Origin of the sequence: Streptomyces sp. NBC_01485 (assembly GCF_036227125.1) — a bacterium.
Taxonomy (GTDB): Bacteria; Actinomycetota; Actinomycetes; order Streptomycetales; family Streptomycetaceae; genus Streptomyces.
In genome coordinates, this window is sequence record NZ_CP109435.1 from 2,907,228 (window position 1) to 2,926,005 (window position 18,778).

16 protein-coding genes and 1 pseudogene are annotated in these 18,778 nt (G+C 66.9%); 4 read left to right on the forward strand and 13 right to left on the reverse strand.

What is annotated here, in order from left to right; genetic code table 11:
- Positions 1–328: 328 nt before the first annotated feature.
- A complete protein-coding gene (locus tag OG352_RS13370) occupies positions 329–955 on the forward strand; it encodes a molybdopterin-dependent oxidoreductase (RefSeq protein WP_329216953.1) in 627 nt (208 codons plus the stop codon).
- A 155-nt stretch (positions 956–1,110) separates the two neighbouring features.
- Here the strand turns inward: OG352_RS13370 and OG352_RS13375 are convergent, their stop codons facing one another.
- Positions 1,111–1,770: an MSMEG_1061 family FMN-dependent PPOX-type flavoprotein gene (locus tag OG352_RS13375; protein ID WP_329216954.1), complete on the reverse strand. Its 660-nt coding sequence runs from the start codon at positions 1,768–1,770 to the stop codon at positions 1,111–1,113.
- A 10-nt stretch (positions 1,771–1,780) separates the two neighbouring features.
- Complete coding sequence (locus OG352_RS13380; RefSeq protein ID WP_329216955.1) at positions 1,781–2,119, reverse strand: solute carrier family 23 protein; 339 nt, start codon at positions 2,117–2,119, stop codon at positions 1,781–1,783.
- 818 nt (positions 2,120–2,937) lie between these two features.
- On the opposite strand from OG352_RS13380, the gene OG352_RS13385 reads away from it, so the two are divergent.
- Positions 2,938–3,867, forward strand: a complete 930-nt coding sequence (locus OG352_RS13385) for an ADP-ribosylglycohydrolase family protein (RefSeq protein ID WP_329216957.1) — start codon at positions 2,938–2,940, stop codon at positions 3,865–3,867.
- Here the strand turns inward: OG352_RS13385 and OG352_RS13390 are convergent.
- From OG352_RS13390 to OG352_RS13415, 6 genes and pseudogenes are all read right to left on the reverse strand, one after another.
- Positions 3,856–4,551, reverse strand: a pseudogene (locus tag OG352_RS13390) (IS5 family transposase). The gene OG352_RS13385 and the pseudogene OG352_RS13390 sit on opposite strands and share 12 nt — an antisense overlap.
- Before the next feature lie 449 nt (positions 4,552–5,000).
- Positions 5,001–5,327 carry a hypothetical protein gene (locus OG352_RS13395; protein ID WP_329216959.1) on the reverse strand — a complete coding sequence of 109 codons (327 nt, stop codon included), beginning with the start codon at positions 5,325–5,327 and terminating at the stop codon, positions 5,001–5,003.
- A gap of 23 nt (positions 5,328–5,350) precedes the next feature.
- Positions 5,351–6,997 (reverse strand): RHS repeat-associated core domain-containing protein, encoded by a 1,647-nt coding sequence (locus OG352_RS13400; RefSeq protein ID WP_329216960.1) that lies wholly within the window; start codon positions 6,995–6,997, stop codon positions 5,351–5,353.
- A 337-nt stretch (positions 6,998–7,334) separates the two neighbouring features.
- On the reverse strand, positions 7,335–8,189 hold the full coding sequence (locus tag OG352_RS13405; RefSeq protein WP_329216961.1) for a helix-turn-helix domain-containing protein: 855 nt from the start codon (positions 8,187–8,189) through the stop codon (positions 7,335–7,337).
- A 6-nt stretch (positions 8,190–8,195) separates the two neighbouring features.
- A complete protein-coding gene (locus OG352_RS13410; protein ID WP_329216962.1) occupies positions 8,196–8,711 on the reverse strand; it encodes a DUF6879 family protein in 516 nt (171 codons plus the stop codon).
- A complete protein-coding gene (locus OG352_RS13415; protein WP_329216963.1) occupies positions 8,686–8,937 on the reverse strand; it encodes a hypothetical protein in 252 nt (83 codons plus the stop codon). The genes OG352_RS13410 and OG352_RS13415 overlap by 26 nt, the downstream gene beginning before the upstream one ends.
- 233 nt (positions 8,938–9,170) lie before the next feature.
- Between OG352_RS13415 and OG352_RS13420 the strand changes: the two genes are divergently transcribed.
- Together OG352_RS13420 and OG352_RS13425 are read left to right on the forward strand one after the other, a co-directional pair.
- Positions 9,171–9,455 carry a hypothetical protein gene (locus OG352_RS13420; protein WP_329216964.1) on the forward strand — a complete coding sequence of 95 codons (285 nt, stop codon included), beginning with the start codon at positions 9,171–9,173 and terminating at the stop codon, positions 9,453–9,455.
- 175 nt (positions 9,456–9,630) lie between these two features.
- Positions 9,631–9,804, forward strand: coding sequence for a hypothetical protein (locus OG352_RS13425; RefSeq protein WP_329216965.1), 174 nt, complete (start codon positions 9,631–9,633; stop codon positions 9,802–9,804).
- A gap of 230 nt (positions 9,805–10,034) precedes the next feature.
- Here OG352_RS13425 and OG352_RS13430 read toward each other — a convergent pair whose 3' ends face one another.
- From OG352_RS13430 to OG352_RS13450, 5 genes are all read right to left on the reverse strand, one after another.
- Positions 10,035–10,274: a hypothetical protein gene (locus OG352_RS13430; protein ID WP_329216966.1), complete on the reverse strand. Its 240-nt coding sequence runs from the start codon at positions 10,272–10,274 to the stop codon at positions 10,035–10,037.
- Positions 10,275–10,857: 583 nt separating this feature from the next.
- Positions 10,858–11,061: an XRE family transcriptional regulator gene (locus OG352_RS13435; RefSeq protein ID WP_443072249.1), complete on the reverse strand. Its 204-nt coding sequence runs from the start codon at positions 11,059–11,061 to the stop codon at positions 10,858–10,860.
- A 112-nt stretch (positions 11,062–11,173) separates the two neighbouring features.
- Positions 11,174–11,653, reverse strand: a complete 480-nt coding sequence (locus OG352_RS13440; protein ID WP_329216967.1) for a hypothetical protein — start codon at positions 11,651–11,653, stop codon at positions 11,174–11,176.
- A 49-nt stretch (positions 11,654–11,702) separates the two neighbouring features.
- Entirely contained in the window at positions 11,703–12,092 is a 390-nt protein-coding gene (locus OG352_RS13445; protein WP_329216968.1) for a hypothetical protein, read from the reverse strand.
- A 42-nt stretch (positions 12,093–12,134) separates the two neighbouring features.
- Positions 12,135–18,560: an RHS repeat domain-containing protein gene (locus OG352_RS13450; protein ID WP_329216969.1), complete on the reverse strand. Its 6,426-nt coding sequence runs from the start codon at positions 18,558–18,560 to the stop codon at positions 12,135–12,137.
- Positions 18,561–18,778 lie beyond the last annotated feature (218 nt).

An 18,778-nucleotide genomic window follows, 5' to 3' on the forward strand; every position in this document is an offset into this window, starting at 1 on the left:
GAGGGCCGGCGACGCACCATCGGGCGCGCACCGGCGGTGGTACCCGCGTCGCACGCGTGGGCCCCTGCCTGGGGGACGCTGGGCGCGTACCGCCGGCGACGGTTCCACCGGAAGGACGTGCGGGTCGAAATTCGGCACGCCGCAACCCCTCCGCGAGGTTCCCATGAGCCTGAGCATCCGCAACCAAATCGCCGGCAGGGTCACCGCCGTCACTGGTCTCCCTCTCCACCGCCTGACTCTCACCTGGGGACCTGCCGTCAGCATCGCCCTGCATGAGCACATACGCTGCTCAAGGAGGAAGTACCGATGGGGCGAGAGGGAGTGGACAGTGGCAGGTGAGCGTTCCGGCCCGACCGGCACACCCCACCACGTTCCTCCCGGCCAGCGTCGCGTGAACGGCTGGCCCGTCTCCCACTACGGGCCCGTCCCACGGTTCCGCCCCGACCGCTGGAATCTCCGTGTCCACGGCGCCACCGCCGCCGGCACCGAGCACAGCTGGACCTTCGACGACCTCACCACGCTCCCCCACCTCACGGTCGTCGCCGACCTGCACTGCGCGACCGGGCCCACCTCCACCGACCACGAGTGGTACGGGATCCCCGCCGCTGCCGTACTGGACCTGATCCCGCCTCGTCCGGAGGTCACGCACGTCATGGCCTGGGCGGAGTACGGCTACTCCGCGAATCTCCGCCTCTCCGACTTCGCCGCCCCCGACACCCTCCTGGCCACCCACCACAACGGCGAGCCCCTCACCGCCGAACACGGCTTCCCGCTCCGCCTGGTCGTGCCCCACCTGTACGGCTACAAGAGCCCCAAGTGGCTGCGCGCCATCGAGTACCTCACCGAGGACCGCCGCGGCTTCTGGGAGGAACGCGGCTACCACAACGTCGGTGACCCGTGGAAGCAACAGCGTTACTCCCACCAGGAACACGAAGGCGACGGTCCTGCGCTGTAGCCGTCCTTGCCGAGTGTGGCGCGAGTGCTGCGGTGCTGGTCCTCGGGCCCGTTCTCATGATCCGGGGCGCTTACGGGCTGCCCCGCGATTGATCTCGGGGCGGGCCGGCCTGGCGGTCCGGCTGGCCAGCGGTTCAGCAATCGCAGGTCGGCCCGTTACTCGTACCGGTACTTCAGCGAGTCCGCCTCCGCCTGCTCGATGTCGGCGATCGTCAGCTCCGGCATCCGCAGTTGGGCCAGCGTCACCTCGGCCGAGGCCGGCTGGGCGTCCGCCGACAGCCACTCCTCCGGCTTCCAGGCCCCGCTGCGCAGCAGCGACTTGGGGCAGTGCGGGTAGACCTCCTCGATCCCCAGCACCAGCGCACTGGCCGGCGGCTTGCCCACGGCGGTCAGCCGCGACAGGAGCTCCGGGCGGGTGGAGACGCAGGCCCGGCCGTTCACCCTGAGCGTCGTGGTGCGCCCCGGGATGACGAACAGCAGCCCGGCCCGTCCGGTGGCGACGACGTTCTGCAGGGTGTCCAGACGCTTGTTGCCGGTCGCGTCCGGTATCGCCACCGTCCGTGCGTCCAGGACGGCGACGAACCCGGCGGGGCCGCCGCGCGGGGAGACGTCACAGTTGCCCTCGGCATCCGCGCTGGCGACCAGGACCAGTGATGAGCAGCCGATCAACCGCCGGGTCTGCTCGGTGAGTTCGGTCATCTGCTTGCGCACGGCCGCGTCGCCGGGGAGTTCGTAGACCCGGCGCAACGCCTCCTGGTCGGGCACGGCGTCGAGGCGGAGCGCGTCGAAGGCACTGCCGGCAAAGGGTGTCGTCATGCCTCCGACCCTATTGGGCCGACCAGCGATTGATCTTGGCCGGTGAGTGTGGGGACATGGAGACGGCCTCGCGAGTTGTCTGATGCGTGAAGATCAAACAGGTCTGCGCGGCCATGTCCCATCCTGCCTTACATCCACATACCGCCTGCATGCCGTACTCGCCCGCGATGAGGATCATCGGAGTCACCGCGCTGAAGGTCGCACCGGCGACAACCGGTAGCCGCTCACCCAGCACCTTGCCCATGCCGAGCGCCTGCAACAGCGTCACCAGGCCTGCCACCAGCAGCTCAGCGTTGATCAGCAGGCCGATGGTGGACGTGTCCAGCCTGGCCGCAGCTCCGAAGACCAACGGACGGTGAGGCAGCCGGTGTACATGACCAGCACATGCCGGATGCGTCGTGCTCGCAGCGACAGTGACGCACCACCGCGACGTCGGCATTCCATGGCTGGTAGCAACAGCCCATTGCCCCGCATGGTGCCGAAACGTGTCGGAACTGGGCAAGCCCCAGGAGGTACGCAGTTCTTCCCGATCACGCGGATGAGGATCCACTGCGGCGCGCGGTGTGGCTCGCGCCGCACCTCCCCTGAGCTCCGCCCGTCCCCTCGGCACGCGAGCGGAATCCGCTGCCGCGGCGCAGGTACACGTTCCCGATGTGGTGCTCTTCGCACGAACGGACTCATTGGGGACTCAACCCGGCTGAATGGCAGCAGGCACCGAGGACCTGCCCTACCAGGACGCCCCTCCCGGATGATCCCCGTCCGAGGCCAGAAGGGTTGTCTCCTCGGTCCAGCTCCCTGGGCACGCAGCCGCCATGCCGTGTGAGCCGTCTCGGCGCACCCCGAGTGTCCCTCGGGCAGTTTCCTGTACGGGCCGTTTTCCCCGCACTGCGGTCGGCGCTTGCCCCTGAGGGAAGGAACGCTTCATGGGTGTCGTCGAGTGCTTTCCGTGGATTTGCAGATAGCGGAACCGGTGGATTCCAGCTCCACGCGCCAACGTTGTGCCCTGCTCGGTACAACAGCGGGCGATCAGCGACTTCCAGGTCCCAGACCGGGCAGCGGTACTCATCCTGGTTGCAACTGCGATCGCTCAGCGCCATGTCCGGATCAGAGGCATGTCCGCGCCGAAAACGGTGTATCGGGGCGCCGTCGCGCTGTGATACTGCTCCGATGATCAATCTTCCAACAGCTGCGCTGGATTCGTTGCAGGGGCTTGCCTTCGGTGACGCCTTCGGTGACCGCTGGTTCGGCATCCTGCGCGGGGACGGTTCGGCAGCCTTGGAGGCGCGGACACTGCCCCCGGAGCCGCTGTGGCAGTGGAGTGACGACACCGTCCAGGCGCTTGTTCTCGTCCGGGAACTCGCCGAGGGGGGCGGCACCGTGGACCAGGACCGCCTCGCCCTGGGCCTCGCGACGGCCTACGCCGAGGACACGCACCGCGGCTACGGAGCCTCGATGCATGACGTGCTCCGTCGGATCGGCGCGGGCGAGCCCTGGCGGGAGGTGGTCGCCGGACAGTTCGGCAGCCAGGGCTCCTGGGGCAACGGCGCGGCCATGCGCGCCGCCCCGCTCGGCGCCTGGCACGCCGTCGACCTCGACGTCGTCGCCGAGCAGGCCGCCTGCCAGGGCGCGGTCTCGCACCACCACCCGGAGGCGATCGCCGCGGCGGTGGCGGTCGCCCTTGCCGCGGCGCTGGCAACACGCAGCCGGGGCGGGCCTGCCCCAGCACGCCCGGACTTCCTTCAGGCAGTCGCCGAACGACTCCCCGAAAGCGACGTCCGGTCGGGAGTGCGGATCGCGGCCCGGATGCCGGAGCACACCTCGGTTCGGCACGCTGCGGAGGTCCTGGGCTCCGGCTACAGGATGTCTGGGCCTGACACCGCCCCTTACGCCCTGTGGTGCGCGGCGGGGCACCTCGGCGACCTGCACGAGGGCCTGTGGCTCACGGTCGCCGGGCGCGGTGACATCGACACCACCTGCGCTATCGCGGGCGGGGTGATCGCCGCTCGCACGGGCGTCGCTGCCCTCCCCCCTGCCTGGCACGCAGCTCGTGAACCGCTGCCACCAGTCGTGCCGGAGAAAGAACCTCTATCCGGATGAGTTCAGGCGTCTCCAGCAGATCAGTGCGCATCCGAGGGTGAGGAAGGCTTCGTGGATGTCGTCGCGGATCTCCCAGCGGATCCGCAGGCGGCGGAACCAGTGCAGGTGGGCGAATGTGCGCTCGACGACCCAGCGTTGGGTGCCAAGTCCGGAGCCGTTCGGTGCCTCGGTGGGCGATCACCGGTTTCACTCCGAGATCCCCGGCCAGACGGCGGTACTTGTCGTGGTCGTAGCCACGGTCGCCCAGCACGATGTCCGGGCGGCACCGGGGCCGGCCTCGCTTGCCCCGCACCGGTGGTACCGCCTGGAGTAGTGGGATCAACTGGGTGACGTCGTTGCGGTTTCCGCCGGACAGGGTGGCGGCGAGCGGGATGCCGGTGGCAGCGGTGATCAGGTGATGCTTGCTGCCGGTTCTGCCTCGGTCCACTCGGCCAGGCGGCGCCAGCAAGTCGTGCCCGAGCCGAAGCCGAGTTCCTGCGGCAGGTGTTCCCAGGAGATCCCGGTGTGCAGCACGAACAGGATGCCCTGGAAAACCAGCCGGTCTGGATGCCGCTTGCGCCCGGGATTCCGGGCCCGACGCCCCACCTTGGGCAACAGCGGCTCGACCACCGCCCGCAACTCGTCAACTTCCCACGGCTTCGGCCGCGCCACCCCAGATCGCCAGGCCCAGAGCGATCCAACCATTTCGAAGATCATTTCGTTAGGAGTTCTAAGCCGCCAAGGTCCCTTGGGGGATCTTGGCGGGCCTTGCCGATCCACGTTCTTCCTTGACGTTTTCGCTGGTCGGACTGGCCGCAGAGGCTCTACCCCCGGATGAGTAGAGCCTCTGCGGCCGTTTTCGCGGGCAAGGACGTCTACGTACAGGTCACCAACCGGTGACAGACCACGCCAGGGCGGGGCCGCCCCGGGGAGCCGTTCGCGGTGATGGTGATCTGATCTGACAGCTGCTGGACCACGCGCGGCCCAGGGCATCCAGTACCGCATGACCGTCCGTGCTCTGCGCCAGCCGCCGGCGCGTCCAGTCCCTGCGGGCCGAGGCTGAGGATCTCGGAAGGGAGATCCTCAGCCTCGGCCCGATCACCACGGCACAGGTTCTGGTCGGCTGCCGCCGAAGGCGGTGCTCAGTCCGCCTGTCACCGCTCCGTGCCGGTCGTCGGCGGGACCACTCGGAGGTTCGCCATGGGCTGCACCCAGGACAGGTCCATGCCCTCGAGTTCGACGACGGCGCTCCAGCCGGGGGTCAGTTCGGTGAACTCCCCGAAGGGCTGTCTGTATATCCGGAGCACCCGGGCCGGGGAAGTCCGGTCATCCGGTGGGCTGTCCTCCGGAAGCACTGAATCGCCGGGGAAGACGCTCTTCCCCACACTGATGCAGCGGGCGTGACAGACCACCTTGTGCGCCGAGGGCCGCTCGTACACGATCGCCACTTGCAGTAGTCCGACAGGCTCGGTGCTACTCATGCTGAGGATGCCTCCATCCAGGGTCAGAACCAATTCATGACCTTGTCGGCCACGTCGGACGCCGCACCGCTGCCGATGATGCCTCCGACGACACCCCCGACGACACCGCCCACGACGGTACCCACACCAGGAAATGCCGAGCCGATCGACGCACCCACCTCCGCGCCGTAGGCGGCGCCCGCGAGGCCGCCCGCAAGGCCCGCGGCGTCCCGCGTGGCGGTGTGGAGCCTCTGGGCCGGCGGCGCCTTGGCGACGTCGTAGGCGGAGAGAGCCACCGCGCCGACGAAGAGGCTGCCCTTCAACGCGCCTCCGACCGTGATGAAGCCCGCGTCGCTGCCCGCCGAGTCCGCCAGCTTGCTCGCGGTCGAGGCGGCCCCGCTGCCCGAACCACCGGTGGCCCCGGCGCTCTTGGCGAACTCCTCGATCTGATCGGGAGTCATTTTGGGGGTCATTTTAAGGTTGCCGTTCAGGTCCGCGAGCCTGGTGGACGGATCGACGTCGACACCCATCTTGGACAGCATGCTGCGCGCCTGCTCGACCGGAATCGTCACCCGGGCCCGCTTGGCGATATCGGTGGCGGACCCCCCGACCAACACCTCGCTCTCCTGCGGGAGCGATTGGTAGTAGTTGTCTACCACTTCCAGATCGACGAGGTCCTGCCTGTTCAGGATGTGGAGCACACCCTGCCCGTGATAGTCGTTCGCGGCCTGGGTGGCGAAGTGGGTGGAGACACCGGGGTCCGAAGAGGTCGGTGTGAATCCGGTGGACTGAATGTTCTCCGAACCGCCGAAGCCCACGGTGGAGCCGCGGAAGAGCCAGTCCGTCGCGTCCGTCGGCGGGCGGTAGGACGGCCCGGGGCCCATGTCCGCCGGGTACATCTGGCCACTGGGGTCGGCGTTGGTGACGGGGTTGTCACCGGAGTAGGCGTAGCCGCCGAGCTGCTGCGGGTCGGTGGCCTCGAACTTGGGGTCGACGCTGATGAAACGTCCCAGCGCCGGGTCGTACTTGCGGACGCCGACGTCGGTGTAACCCGTGGCGGCTTCCTGGGACTTGCCGAGGTACGAGTGGGTGGGGTCGGGCCACGCGGTGTCGTTGGCGTTGGCCCGCTGCTGCCCGTACGGCGTGTACTGCTGACGGGACACCTTCTGTGTGGTGGTGTCCATGGCAATGGTGCCGGTGCCGTGCGGGTCGTCGAAGAGGTAGTCGATGCCTCCGCCGGGCAGGCTGGAACGGACCGCCACCGCGCTGCCGGCGCCACCGTGCGAGTAGGTGCGAACGGCGCCGAGCAGGACGTTCGGAGTGACGCCGGTGTTGACGACGATCTCGGTGTCGCCCGCGAACAGCGTGGTCTTCCCGGGATCGCGGCGTATCAGTTGGTTGCCGTCGGCGTCGTAGACGTATTTGGTGGTGGTGGGGCTGCTTCCGGTGGTGTCGACCTGGGCCAGATGGCCTTCGTCGTCCCAGGTCAGGTTCTGGCCCGCGCCGCTGCCGGTGGGGGTGCGAGTGAGCAGGTTGCCCGCGGCGTCGTAGACGAAGTCGGCCGGGTTGCTGCCGCCGGTGGTCTTGGTGAGGGTGTGCGGCTGGGTGCCGGTGGCATTGCAACCGGTGGTGCAGCCTTCGACGTAGCCGGTGGTGACGTCCGCCCCACCGGTGGTGGAGTGATCGACCACCTGGGTACGGTCACCGATGGTGTTGTAGTTGTAGGACTGCCAGTACGACCCGGCCGTGCCGGCGACGGTCGCGGCGGTGGGGTCGGTGCCCTGCGCCGGGCAGGCGGCCTTCGCGGTCCATGCCTGGGACAGTCGGTCCAGTGCGTCGTACTGGTAGCACTGGGTGTCCGTGGCCGTGTTGCCGGTCTACGGGAGGGTGTCCTACGAGGTGGCCTACGCCACCGTCCTCGGCGCCGACTTCGTCTTCGACCGCTGGCAGGCACACGCAGCCGCCTGACCGGACGTCTACGGCCCCGCTCTTCATCGGAGGGCGGGGCCGCCTTCGTCATGTCCGGGGTCAGTGCAGCGCCTCGATGGCCCGGAGGATCAGGGCGCGCGCCTCCGCCCCGTACACCGCCAGCTCCGTTAGCCGTGCGAACGCCCGGAGATAGATGTCCAGTTCGCCGGGGGCCGTGACGGTCACCTTCGCGGCGAGCAGCTCCACGTGGATGCGCACGTCGTCGAAGACGGTGAACTGCTCCAGCGGCCACATGATCTGTTCCCGGGGCGCTGCTGCGGGGATGATCCCGATCGACATCGCCGGCAGTGCCATCGCGGCGAGGAGACTGCCGAGCTGGCCGGCCATCACGTCCGTGTCGCCGACCTGGTGGTGCAGGACGTTCTCCTCGATGAGCGTCGCGAACCTGTGGTCGCCTTCGTGGACGACGCGGGAGCGGCGCATGCGGGCCTCGACTGCCTCGCTCACGTCGTCCGGGGTGCCGCGGAAGCTCGCGATCGTAATCATGAGGGCGGTCGCGTAGCCGGGCGTCTGCAGGTAGCCGGGGATCACGTGGGAGGCGTACACGCGAAACAGGCGGGTCTGCTCGTACCGCGGGGTGGACGCCTCCTGCAACTGCTTCATGCCCGTGCGCTGAAGCCGCTTCCACTGGACGTACATGGAGTCGGCCTGCCGGTTGGCAGCGACCAGATCCGCCGCCTGACCGTCTGCGCCGCAAGCCGTGCACCAAGCGCGGATGTCCGCGTCGGACGGGGCGGTGTGCGCGTTCTCGATGCGGGACGACTTGGCGACGGACCAGCCGCAGCGCCCCGCGAGTTCCTTGCCGGTGATGCCCGCGTCCAGGCGCAGCTCTCGCAGGCGTGCGGCGAGAGCTGCGCGTGCTTCCTGCACGCTGGACGTCGGGAAGGAGGGCATGTCGGGCTACTTGATCTCGTACTCGTCGTGCGGGATGGCGCGGCTCCAGACCCGCTCGAACGCTGCGGCGTGCTGCGTGACTACGGCTGGATCGTCGCACAGCTCTTTGCTGTTCCACTCGCCGTCGCCGGAGAAGTGATGGACGCGCATCATCTGACCGTCGAACACCCACAGGTCGCTGCCCGGCAGCAGGAGATCCCACGCCTGGTGCCGGGGCAGCCACCGCACCTGTTCGCCCGCCTCGACGTTGGCGCGGGTCTGGTAGTGCTCCCAAGCGATGTAGTCGGTGACCGGCTCCGAGATCACACGGGCCCTGCGGACCTGGACGCCGCGGGCCACAGCGTCTGCGATGTCCTGGTGGTACGGACGCCACCAGGCCGACCGGTCGTCCCAGTTGATGCGCTCATCGTTCTGCCAGGCCTCGAAGCGGGGGTTGCTGAAGTAGGCGTCCCGCATCTCCAGGTGGACTGCCGTCTTCGCAGCGCCGGCGAGGAGTTCAGCGAACTCCGGGGTCGAGCTCATCGCACGCCTTCCTGATGATCGGGACCAGACGGGCCGGAATCCTGATCACGGTCTCGCCGGGCGGGATCGGTGCCCTGGCCGGAGAGAGTCCGTCGCACATCGCGGTCGTCTCCTCGTCGGCCCGGTAGCTCTGGATCAGCAGGTCTGCTGTGTCCGCGTCCACCCAGACTGTCGGGCATCCGTCCTCGTCCGTGTCGGGGTCGATCCCAACGAAGTGAATGCTCATGGGTGCTGGCCTTCCGCGCTAGTCGGTTGCAGCGATTTACACCCCCGTCATGCCCACGGGTCACGGGGTCAAGAGGGCATGCCAACCACACCCCGGACGGGTAACTGCCATGTAATTCGGTGCAACTTCGTGGCGCTTGCGCGGTGCGCCTTCCTAGCGTCGGGAGACACGACAAACCCCGGCGACCGCGTGAACGGCCCCGGGGCGCGGCCAACGCTTCGAGGAGCGCCGACGTGAGAACTTCTACCACCCCACCGCCGACTCCGGCAGACCGGGACCAGCCGCCGTCTGACCCCGGCTCATACGAGCCTCGCATCGACGACATTGCCGTCGATGCGGGAGCGAACAAGACCGGCCGGGTGGTGGACTTCGTCGGCTCCCGCGTCTGGCTCCGCCCGGTCGGGGGCGGCATCGAATGGAACGCCCGCCCCGAAGACCTCCGGCCCGCCACCACGGCGGAGACCCTCAGCAAGGACGTGGCCGCCGCCAACGCCCGCTCGAGGGGCGAGTGCCCGTGACAACCGCCGCCGACACTCTGTCGGCCGAGTGCGCGGTGGCACGCAGGCCCGGCTGGGAAGACCTGCACGACCGGTGTCGGCAGACCCGGGACATTCCTCTGCCGTATTCCAGTGGCGTGGTGCTCATGCCCCGCTGCCGCTGCACCTGCCACCAGCGCTCGGAAAGGACACAGTCGTGAGGAACCACGTCGACCGCCTGTTCCCGCCCCAGCCGCCCGAGCCCGCGCCCGAGTGTGCGATCTGCGCCGACCTGGACCGTAAGCGGGCCACGGCGAACGCCGAGGGCGACTACTCACGGGCGTCCGACTGCAACGTCCTGCTGCGCCAGCACGGGAAACACGCCCGATAGCCCACTGATCTCCCGCCCGCCCCGTACCCCGTACTTTCGGGGGCGGGCGGGATCCTGGCCCCGGTCGTAGCGCGTCGCGACCGGGGCCAACCCGTGCCACTCTCCGGGAGATGGGCCAGTGTCTTACTGGTCCATCCCCCTGACCAGTGCTTTCGGTTGACCCTCTTCCGCCAAGTTGGCGGCAGAGGTGCGCGGAGGACGCCCCGTCGCCGGCCGGGGCCGCATCACGTCTACTCCGGTTCGTACTCTCGGCCAAGGTGAGGGTCGTCGAACACGCGGACTTCCCACCACTCCTGGAAGACGTAGGGATCGCTGTGCCCCACCGGGATTGCGACCCGTCGCACCTGGAGGCCGGTGCCGAGCATCTCGGCGCCTTCCATGAAACGGGTAACGTCCTCGACGCTCTGGGTCATGAGGAGCTTGGTCTCTCGCGGGTTAGTGACGTAGCCGCCGGTGGGGTCTTCGGGCATCAGTGCCTCCTGATCGTGAGCCGAGCTCGCCAGGCTGCCAGAACGGCGTACCCGCGGCGGGCAGCTTCGGGTGATCAACTGCACCTCGGTTGAGCCCCGGCTGAGCTAACGATCTTCGGAGACGAAGAAAGCCCCTCCGCTCGGAGGGGCTTGATGCTCTGCCGCAGGTGAGAACGTTCCTGCACTCGACCGTGAAAGTGGGGCGGGTGGGACTCGAACCCACGGCCGACGGATTATGAGTCCTTTGGAGATCTTGGCGGGCCTTGCCGATCATTGCCGATTCACGCCGTTCTTGCAGGTCAGACGTGCTGATCTGTGTCAGCCTTGTGCAGTGCTTGTCGGTCTGTTCCTGTCCTTGTGGCCCCTCAATGGCCCCTGGGGGGGCGATGAGTTGGACGCTTACCACACCAGCAGCCGCGTCCGCCCAGTTCAGCCAAGAGGATGGAACCCTCGCACAGCGGAGTCCTCTACCGACGCGACGATGCTCCGTCCCAGGTACCGGGGCGGAGCATCATCCCTGCCTTCAAGAGGCGAGCTTGTCCATCAGAGACGCATGGACCTGGGTCCCAACCTGTCGATCAGGTCAGCCGAGGACGTAGGTCTCATCACCGAAGTCAGCGACGATCTTCAGCTTGCCGCCGAGCGCCTTGACGTAGGCAGCGAGGGCGTCGACCTCGCTGCGCTCCAGTTGGCCCTTCTCGATGCGTGAGACGCGGGCCTGGGTGACGCCCATCGCTTCGGCAACCTGGACCTGTGAGCGGGTACCTCGCCCAGATCGCGGGGGCAACGCCAGCTGGATTGTCTACGCCCACGTCCGACTCCAGCGCGACGCCATTGACCTGCCGTCGGCGTCGTACAGGTAAGTGAGGGCCTTGCAGCTGGATCGGCATTGCCCCCTATTAGCCCATCTTCAACGAAAGGAACTTTTCTACTTCACTAATATCGGTTGACCACTCAGAAATTCGATCGCCATACTCACTCACTGCGCGACGTGGGCCAACAAAGCGCCACGGCTCCTCGACGTTAAATGTCTCGACTAGTTCATCGAGAAATATGACTGAATTCTGAACAAATACCTTTTCCCCTTCACGGTAGAGCGGCCAACAAAAGAGAAAATTACTCACCTCTGGGTCCGTTATGGACGCGACAAGGCATGAAGTCACTGCCGTTCCACTGCCAAGCTCCCGAAGAGCGCGGCACCACGACTGGAGGTAATCTGACTCACTCCAGAATCCCAAGGCCATGCGGAAGGTCTCATTGAAGTCACCAACTACGATCCGGCCAACCGCCTCGGAGGAATCGGTACCACCCTCCGAGGCCGGGGCCACCATCTCAATCGCGAAGGACTCACTCCTTGAGGTACTTGAGACCCTCGTCATAGGTTCCAATTCGACTCAAATCACATCCAAAGGCGGAACTCGCCCGCACTTACCCAGCTGCCGCGGAGCGCCAATCCCAAAGACGTTCACGACGAAAGCGCGCCAAAACCTCCTCATACTCAATGATTTCACCGTAATTTGTATCCATCAAGCCCGACACTCCCTGAATCACCTCACCCAAGAGATCGCGAATACAGAAAACTCCGGAATATTCGAGTAGAATCGCCTGAAATTCGCCAATCCGGCGGCCGATTTCATCCAATTCCTCTTCGTCGAATTCACCTAGAACGCCCCCGGACACGTCTACCCCGAAGCTGCATTCCCCTCGATCGAGCCGATCGAGGATCGCCTCCTTTTTATAGGTCCCAACTTGTTGAAGTCGGGCCACAATCCGCTGATGATCCTCCGGGGGGCTGAGGAGAACGATGGTAGGTCGCATGGGTCCTTCCTATCTCGATAGACAACTAGACCCCAACTTGAGCTATGGGGCCAGAACGTCCAGCAGAACATTTTTGTCGCGAGTAACCATGATGCCATTCTCTTCCAAGCTCTTGATCACACTTCCGCGACCTTGCGGGAGGTAGACAATTACCGGATAACCCGTCAATTCCTCAGTCCTTTGGGCCTGTTTCAATGCACCCTTGCCGGAGCCCGACTTGACCTGAACCACCGCGTTCCGAGTCACAATATCGAAATCTGTGAGCACCCGCCCATCTGCTCCGAAGATATCAATACCCTGAGCCCGGACGTGCCCGGGGTATCTGGCATTGATATCGTCAACCAATCCAGGAACCAGGGGGTCGTCCCCCTTCCCGACCGCGTGCCCAGAAGCGCCCGGCCCCTCGCCGCCGCCCCCGGTGAGGGCGAATATCGCCGCTGCGGCCACCCCGACGGAGGTACCTGTCTTGCCCAGGCATCCGGTTCCGTGGCCGAGTGCCATGCAGGTGAGGAACTTCAGATGGGTAATGATGTGTTGGTCGGCCTCAGCCTCTGAAGCGTCCTGCGGGTCAGCCAGGCAGTCCCAACCGAAGTCCCGGCACGCGGTGTCGGTCTCTTGGTTGAAGATCTTGGCGAACTGGTTGGCGTATTTCCATTTGCGAGGGATGAAGACCTGCGGGTAGATCTCCACGTATTTCTTGTGGAAAGCGGGGCTGAGAACGTTGCCCTGGCCCAGGGCTGCCTGGTAATTCTGGGAGTTCCTCCTGGGGCCCGGTGCGTGTCCCGGTGTGGTGTTCTCGGCGTTCGGGTCGGGGCGGGTCGGGCAGTCGATGTCAGGGCACAGTCCGGTGGGATCTGAAGTGGTGACAGGGTTGTCGTCGGCGTAGGTGTAGCCGCCGAGTGACTGCGGGCTGGTCGGCTGGAGGATTGGGTCGGCGCTGATGAAGCGGCCCAGGGTGGGGTCGTACTTGCGGGCGCCGATGTCGGTGTAGCCGGTGGTGGTGTCCTGGGGTTTGCCGAGGAATGAGCGGGTGGGGTCGGGCCAGGTGGTGGTGTTGGCGCTGGCTCGTTGCTGGCCGTAGGGGGTGTACTGCTGGCGGGCGACTTTCTGGGTGGTGGTGTCCATCGAGAGGGTCGCGGTGCCGTGCGGGTCGTTGAACAGGTACTTCAGTCCCCCGCCCGTAAGGCTGGAGCGGACGGCCACGGGGGTCCCGGCGCCGCCGTGGGTGTAGGTGCGGACGGCGCCGAGGAGGACGTTGGGGGTGACGCCGGTGTTGGCGACGATCTCGGTGTCGCCGGCGAAGAAGGTGGTCTGTCCGGGGTCGCGGCGGATGAGCTGGTTGCCGTCGGCGTCGTAGAGGTATTTGGTGGTCGTGGGGCTGGAGCCGCCCGTGTCCACCTGGGCCAGGTGGCCTTCGTCGTCCCAGGTCAGGGTCTGGCCAGGTCCGGTGGTGGGGGTGCGGGTGTGCAGGTTGCCGTTTTCGTCGTAGCCGAAGGTCGTGGGGTTGGTGCCGCCGGTGGTGGCGGTGAGGGTGTGGGGCTGGACGCCGGTGGCGTTGCAGTTGGCGGTGCACCCGTTGGTGTAGGTGGTGGCGGTGGTGCCTGAGCTGCCGATGGCGTGGTCGACGCTCTGGTGGCGGTTGCCTATGGCGTCGTAGCTGAAGGACTGCCAGTAGGAGCCGGGCGTTGTGGTGAGGGTACCGGCCGTGGGCGGGTTGGCGGAGCAGTTGTCATTGGCCGTCCAGGCGTCGGTGAGCCGGTCGAGGGCGTCGTAGTTGTAGCACTGCTGGTCGGTGACGGTGTTGCCGGTTTCCGACTGCTGGTCTGTGGTGGAGGTCGGATTGCCGGAGGCGTCGTAGGCGTACTTGGTGTCATCGACTGTCGGGCCGGGCGCCTGGGTCCGGCTGATGACGCGTTCCTTCAGCCGGAGGGTCTGGTCGTCGTAGTCGTAAACGGTCGTGGCCGGGTTGGTCGAGGCGCCCTGAGTGACCCGGGACAGCGCACCGAAGTCCGTGTAGACGGTCGCGGCGACGTAGATGTTGGCGCTGCTGCTCGTTTCCGTCGGGTTGCCCAGCACGTCGTGGTCGTAGGTGATGCCCTCGCTCGTCAGCCCCTGGGTACGTGGGTCGCTCTGGGTCTGCAGCAGCTGGTTGTTGATGGTGTAGGTGTAGGTCGTCGTGTAGGTCGACGGCAGCGGCGCCTCGGAGGCCGGCAGGGTGATCGTCGTGCCGGTCGGCTTGCCGAGGGCGGTGTAGCCGGTGGCGGCGACCGTGTAACCGCCAGTGGTGCCCTGGACGTAGCGGGTCGATGAGGTCGGCAGGCCGATGCGCTTCGTGTCGTACAGCCAGGAGGCGAACTGGAAGTTGCCCTTCGACTTGTCACTGCCGGTGAGTTTGCGGCCCAGGAGGTCGTAGGTGTAGTCGAGTTCGGTCTGCTTTGCGTCGTCGGTGGTGGACACGAGGTTGCCGGCGTCGTCGTAGCCGTAGCTGCTCTTGCCCACGTCCGGGTCGTTCTGCGACGTCTTGCGCCCGAGCAGGTCGTAGTTGAACGTCCATACCGTCTGATCGGGGCCGGTGACCTGGTGCTGCTGTCCGGCAGCGTCGAAGCCGTAGGCGGTGGATGAGGTGGTGCCGCCGGTGACGGTGAACCCGTTGGCCGCGGTGCCGGAGAGGGCGGGGGCGGCGGTGTACTGGTCGAGTTCGGTGCTCTGGCCGCGTGCGTTGACGACTGTGGTGGTGGCCACGCCGCCCTTGGGGGGCAGGACGGTGGTCTTGTCCCCGGTGTAGGCGGTGGTCGTGGTCCAGGTCTTGAGGCCGTTGTGCTCCTCGGTGACCAGGTCTGCGCGGCCCATTCCGTCGTGGTCGGTGACGGTGGTGTCGGGGATGGTCACCTGGGAGACGGGGACCGGGACGCTGCGAGGGCTGCCTGCGACGTTGTAGGCGTTGTTGGTGACAACGGTCCAGCCGTGCGAATCGTACTGGGTATCACTGACCGTCATGCTCGAGTTCTCTGCGGTCGCCTGCGTCTGCAAGGGGCGCAGCATGGCGTCGTACAGAGTTTCGCTGGTCGCGTAGCTGCCGTTGTCCAGGAGGGAGTTGGCGGCAACGAACGAGGGCCCTGTCTGGGACAGGCTGTAGGTGTAGGTCGTGTTCGCGGGGGCGCCGTTGATCTTGCTCTCGTTGGGTAGCCATGCCCCATTGAGGCGGCCGAGCGCGTCGTATGTAAGTGAGGTGAGTCGGCCGGCCGCATTTGTCTGGGTGGTGGGCTGGGCGCGAGCCGGGTCCATGGTGCTGCTGGCGACCTGGCAGTCCTTGGAGCTGGTGGTGGCGGTGGTGCAGGTGGCTCCGGGGGTGACCTGAGTGGCTGTGACGATGCCCGTCGGGAGCTCTCCCGTGGCCGGCGTGTAACCGGTGGCAGTGTTTTGGGACAGGCTGGCGCCGTTGGGGGCGGTGGAGTGGGGCGTGCGTGTGGTCAGTGTGACGCGGCCGTAGCCGTCATAGGTGACCGAGGACTCGTCGACGAACGCGGTCGCGGTGGCGCCGGTGGAAGCGGACGCTTTCTGGACCAGGGTGACGTCACCGTTGTTGGGAAGCGCCGGGTTGTGCTGGCCGTCCCCGTCGTAGGTGAAGGCGTTGCTGTCGTAGGAGGTGCGGACGTCGGAGATCAGTGTGCTGCCGGGAGTCGCTCCGGCTGCGGAACAGTCCTGGTCGGTGGCGATGGTCTCGGCAGGCAGCACGAGGGTGTCCACGCTGCCGGTGACGTAGCGGTTGTACGTGCAATTGGTGACGTTGTTGCTGTCCGCGGTTTCGCCGCGGTCGTCGACCTGTACGGGCATGCCGGTCGTCAGCTTGCCCAGGGTGGTGTTGTAGAAGGTGTCGGTCTCGGTCTTGCGCCAGCCGGAGGAGACCGCCTGCCGAGTGAGGCTTTTGGCGGTGCGGACCATCTGCCCGGTGAGGTCCGGTAGGCCGCTGCGGGACCGGGAGGCCGTGGGCCCGAGGATCGTGGGCACGGTGACGGTGGCTGTGTTCAGGCTGCCGGTGGCGCTGGCGTAGGTGTCGGACTCGAAGACCCGCCCGGCCAGCGCGTTGTTGTCCGCCACACTGACGGTGCTGTCCTGGCTGGTCAGCGCCGGCACTGAGCGTGTCTTGCCGCCGGGCAGGGTGTCGCCGTTCATGCCCAGGAAGTAGTAGGTCTTGCTCAGGGTCTTCTGGTCGTAGACGTTGGCGCCGTTGGTCTTGTGGAACACGCTCGGGTCACCGGTGGTGACGTCCACTTCGGGGTAGCCCCGGAACTGGCCCCAGGTGCGGTTCTTCGCTTTGACGACCTCGCTGTCGTCGTAGTGCCAGCCGGGGTTGCCCTTGTAGGCGTAGTCCGTTTCCAGCTTGGGCTCGGTGCCGTCCTGGTAGGAGTTGTGCGTATCTTCGGTCACGACCGCGGTGACCTTGTACTTGTAGAACCAGTCCATCCACGGCGCCGGCTGTCCGTCGGGTGTCCAGTACACGGGGAAGCAGGACAGCGTATTGGTCGACGCAAACGTCTTGGCGGCGGCGTCCGACGGGTCGTTGGGGTCGCTGGCCGGGGCACTGGAGCAGTTGGGCCGGTCGTAGGTGACGGTGGTCTGGGCGCCGGTTTCGCTGGTGACCGTCTGGATGCGGTCGTGGTACATCAGCGGCATCTGGGGGATGGTGCCGACGCGGTTGGGCAGTTGCAGCGGCGGGTCGAAGCTCACCGCGGGCGTGGAGGTGCTGCTCGACGCGCCGCCCAGGGTGTCCAGGCCGGTGCGCTTGATGGAGTCCAGCCACAGGGTGGGGGCGTGGTCTCCGCCGTCGGGGAAGGACTGGGTGAAGGTGTACTTGTCGACCTGCTTGGTTGTGCCGCCCGTCTGGATCTGGGTGGTGATCGCCGTGAGGCGTTTGCGTGACCAGAAGCTCGGACCGTGGTTGGTGCAGCTCGACGAGCCAGAGGTGCAGTTGAGGTCGACCGGCACATCCGGCCAGTACGCGGCATTGGCGGTGGTGAACTGGCTGTCCGCGCAGGTGTTGCCGGAGGGGGTGCCGGCGATGCAGCGTTCGGCGGAGGCGTCGAACACGATCTGTTCCGGCGCAGTGCCGGAGTAGATCGTTGTGGCGGTCATGCCGTAGTCGATGCGGGACAGGGTGCCGCCTCGGGTGTAGGACACCGCGGTGTCCTTCATGTCCGCGCCGTAGTAGCCGGTTTCCGGCGTGTAATACCAGGCGGTGGCGTTGCCGTGCAGGTCAACGGCGTAGTCCAGGTTGAAGCGGTAGCCCAGTGTGCAGGAGGTGGAGGCGAAGTCGGTGTTGTCCGGGCAGTCCGACACGGCGCTGTGCGCGTGGTACACCGGGACAGTCCACACGGACTTGGTCTCGTCTTTACCGCTGGACCAGCCCGGCAGGCGGTTGAGGCCGAAGAAGTACTGCACTCCGCCCTCAGTGACCTTGAAGTACTCCCCGTTCTTGGTGCCGTTCGTGCCGTTGCTCAGGTCCTCGATCTTGGTGGTGGAGTTGTCGTCGGCTGGACGGAAGGTCTTGGTCGCGTCGTCATAGACGATGTCGGTGGAGCTGCCGTTCAGTGACAGGGTCAGGATCTGTCCCGCCCAGCACTCGTCGCCGTCATTCTTCGGAGCGCCGGACGAGGAGTCGTCGTTGCACGACTTGTAGGTGCGTTCGACGAAGTTCTCCGTCGAGGCCCAGCCGTCACCCAGCCACGAGGACTGGTTGTTCGTCCCCTCGGTGCGCGCGTCCTGGCCGGCGGAGTTGTACGACAGGTCCACATTCGGGGCCGCTCCGCCAAGCGCCGACGGCACCGCGATCGGGTAGCTGTAGGTGAACGAGCCGGTGTTCCCCGAGGTCGACCAGGAGCCACCCGGCGTCAGGCTGGTCGCCGAGTAGTCACCGGACGAGCCGGAGGCGCCCGCGGTCGCAGCCAGAACAACCATGGCACCGGACGACGCCGTCACCAGCCGGGCAGAGCCGACGGCACCCGACGCCGCCGCACTCGGGCCCGGAACAGCGACCTGCGCGGACAGCGGCGTTCCAGGGACGGTGCGCACCGCAGTCTGAGCCTGGCACTTGGCCAGCTCTGGCGTGGTCAGCGCACAGACGGGCAGCTGAACCAGGTGCAGGCGCGAGGCGAAGTCACCGCCGAAGGCGTAGCGGAACGACGAGTCGTCCACTCGCAACGCGACCTCACCGCTCCCGAGGCTGATGCGCTGCAGCGTGAACAGCACACCGTGGACACCGGCCACGCGCGCGGACTTCTGGGCCAGCATCGTCACCCGTACCCGCTGCGACCGGGGGACAGCGGCTGACCGGGGCTGCGGACCCGCGGCAGCACCGAGCAGGACGGGCAGGCTTCCGGCCCGCACCTGAGTCGCCTTGGCGCTCAGGCTCGCGGAGGCAGCCGCGTTGGGCAGGGTCACCAGGGCGCTGCCCGGCGCGGGGAGCTTCATGTGCCCGCTGGGGTCAAAGTGCTTGAAATGCTTGGGAGATGAACTCCGCTTGGGCCAGGGCCGGGCCAAGGAAACCCGTTTGTTGTGCGGAGCGGCGGGAACCGCCACCTGCGGCTTCACCGGAGAGGCTGCCGTGGCCACACCGAAAGGCAGCAGGCCCACCACCAAGGCACCGGCCATCACCACTGCCGTGCGACGAACCCTCTGGGCAGCCCAGG

Coding starts and splice junctions, on each gene's coding strand:
- OG352_RS13375 (WP_329216954.1), bottom strand. CDS start 1,770: ATGACGACACCCTTTGCCGGCAGTGCCTTCGACGCGCTCCGCCTCGAC.
- OG352_RS13450 (WP_329216969.1), bottom strand. CDS start 18,560: ATGAAGCTCCCCGCGCCGGGCAGCGCCCTGGTGACCCTGCCCAACGCG.
- OG352_RS13430 (WP_329216966.1), bottom strand. CDS start 10,274: ATGCCCGAAGACCCCACCGGCGGCTACGTCACTAACCCGCGAGAGACC.
- OG352_RS13385 (WP_329216957.1), top strand. CDS start 2,938: ATGATCAATCTTCCAACAGCTGCGCTGGATTCGTTGCAGGGGCTTGCC.
- OG352_RS13440 (WP_329216967.1), bottom strand. CDS start 11,653: ATGACGAGGGTCTCAAGTACCTCAAGGAGTGAGTCCTTCGCGATTGAG.
- OG352_RS13410 (WP_329216962.1), bottom strand. CDS start 8,711: ATGAGCTCGACCCCGGAGTTCGCTGAACTCCTCGCCGGCGCTGCGAAG.
- OG352_RS13415 (WP_329216963.1), bottom strand. CDS start 8,937: ATGAGCATTCACTTCGTTGGGATCGACCCCGACACGGACGAGGACGGA.
- OG352_RS13445 (WP_329216968.1), bottom strand. CDS start 12,092: ATGCGACCTACCATCGTTCTCCTCAGCCCCCCGGAGGATCATCAGCGG.
- OG352_RS13405 (WP_329216961.1), bottom strand. CDS start 8,189: ATGCCCTCCTTCCCGACGTCCAGCGTGCAGGAAGCACGCGCAGCTCTC.
- OG352_RS13395 (WP_329216959.1), bottom strand. CDS start 5,327: ATGAGTAGCACCGAGCCTGTCGGACTACTGCAAGTGGCGATCGTGTAC.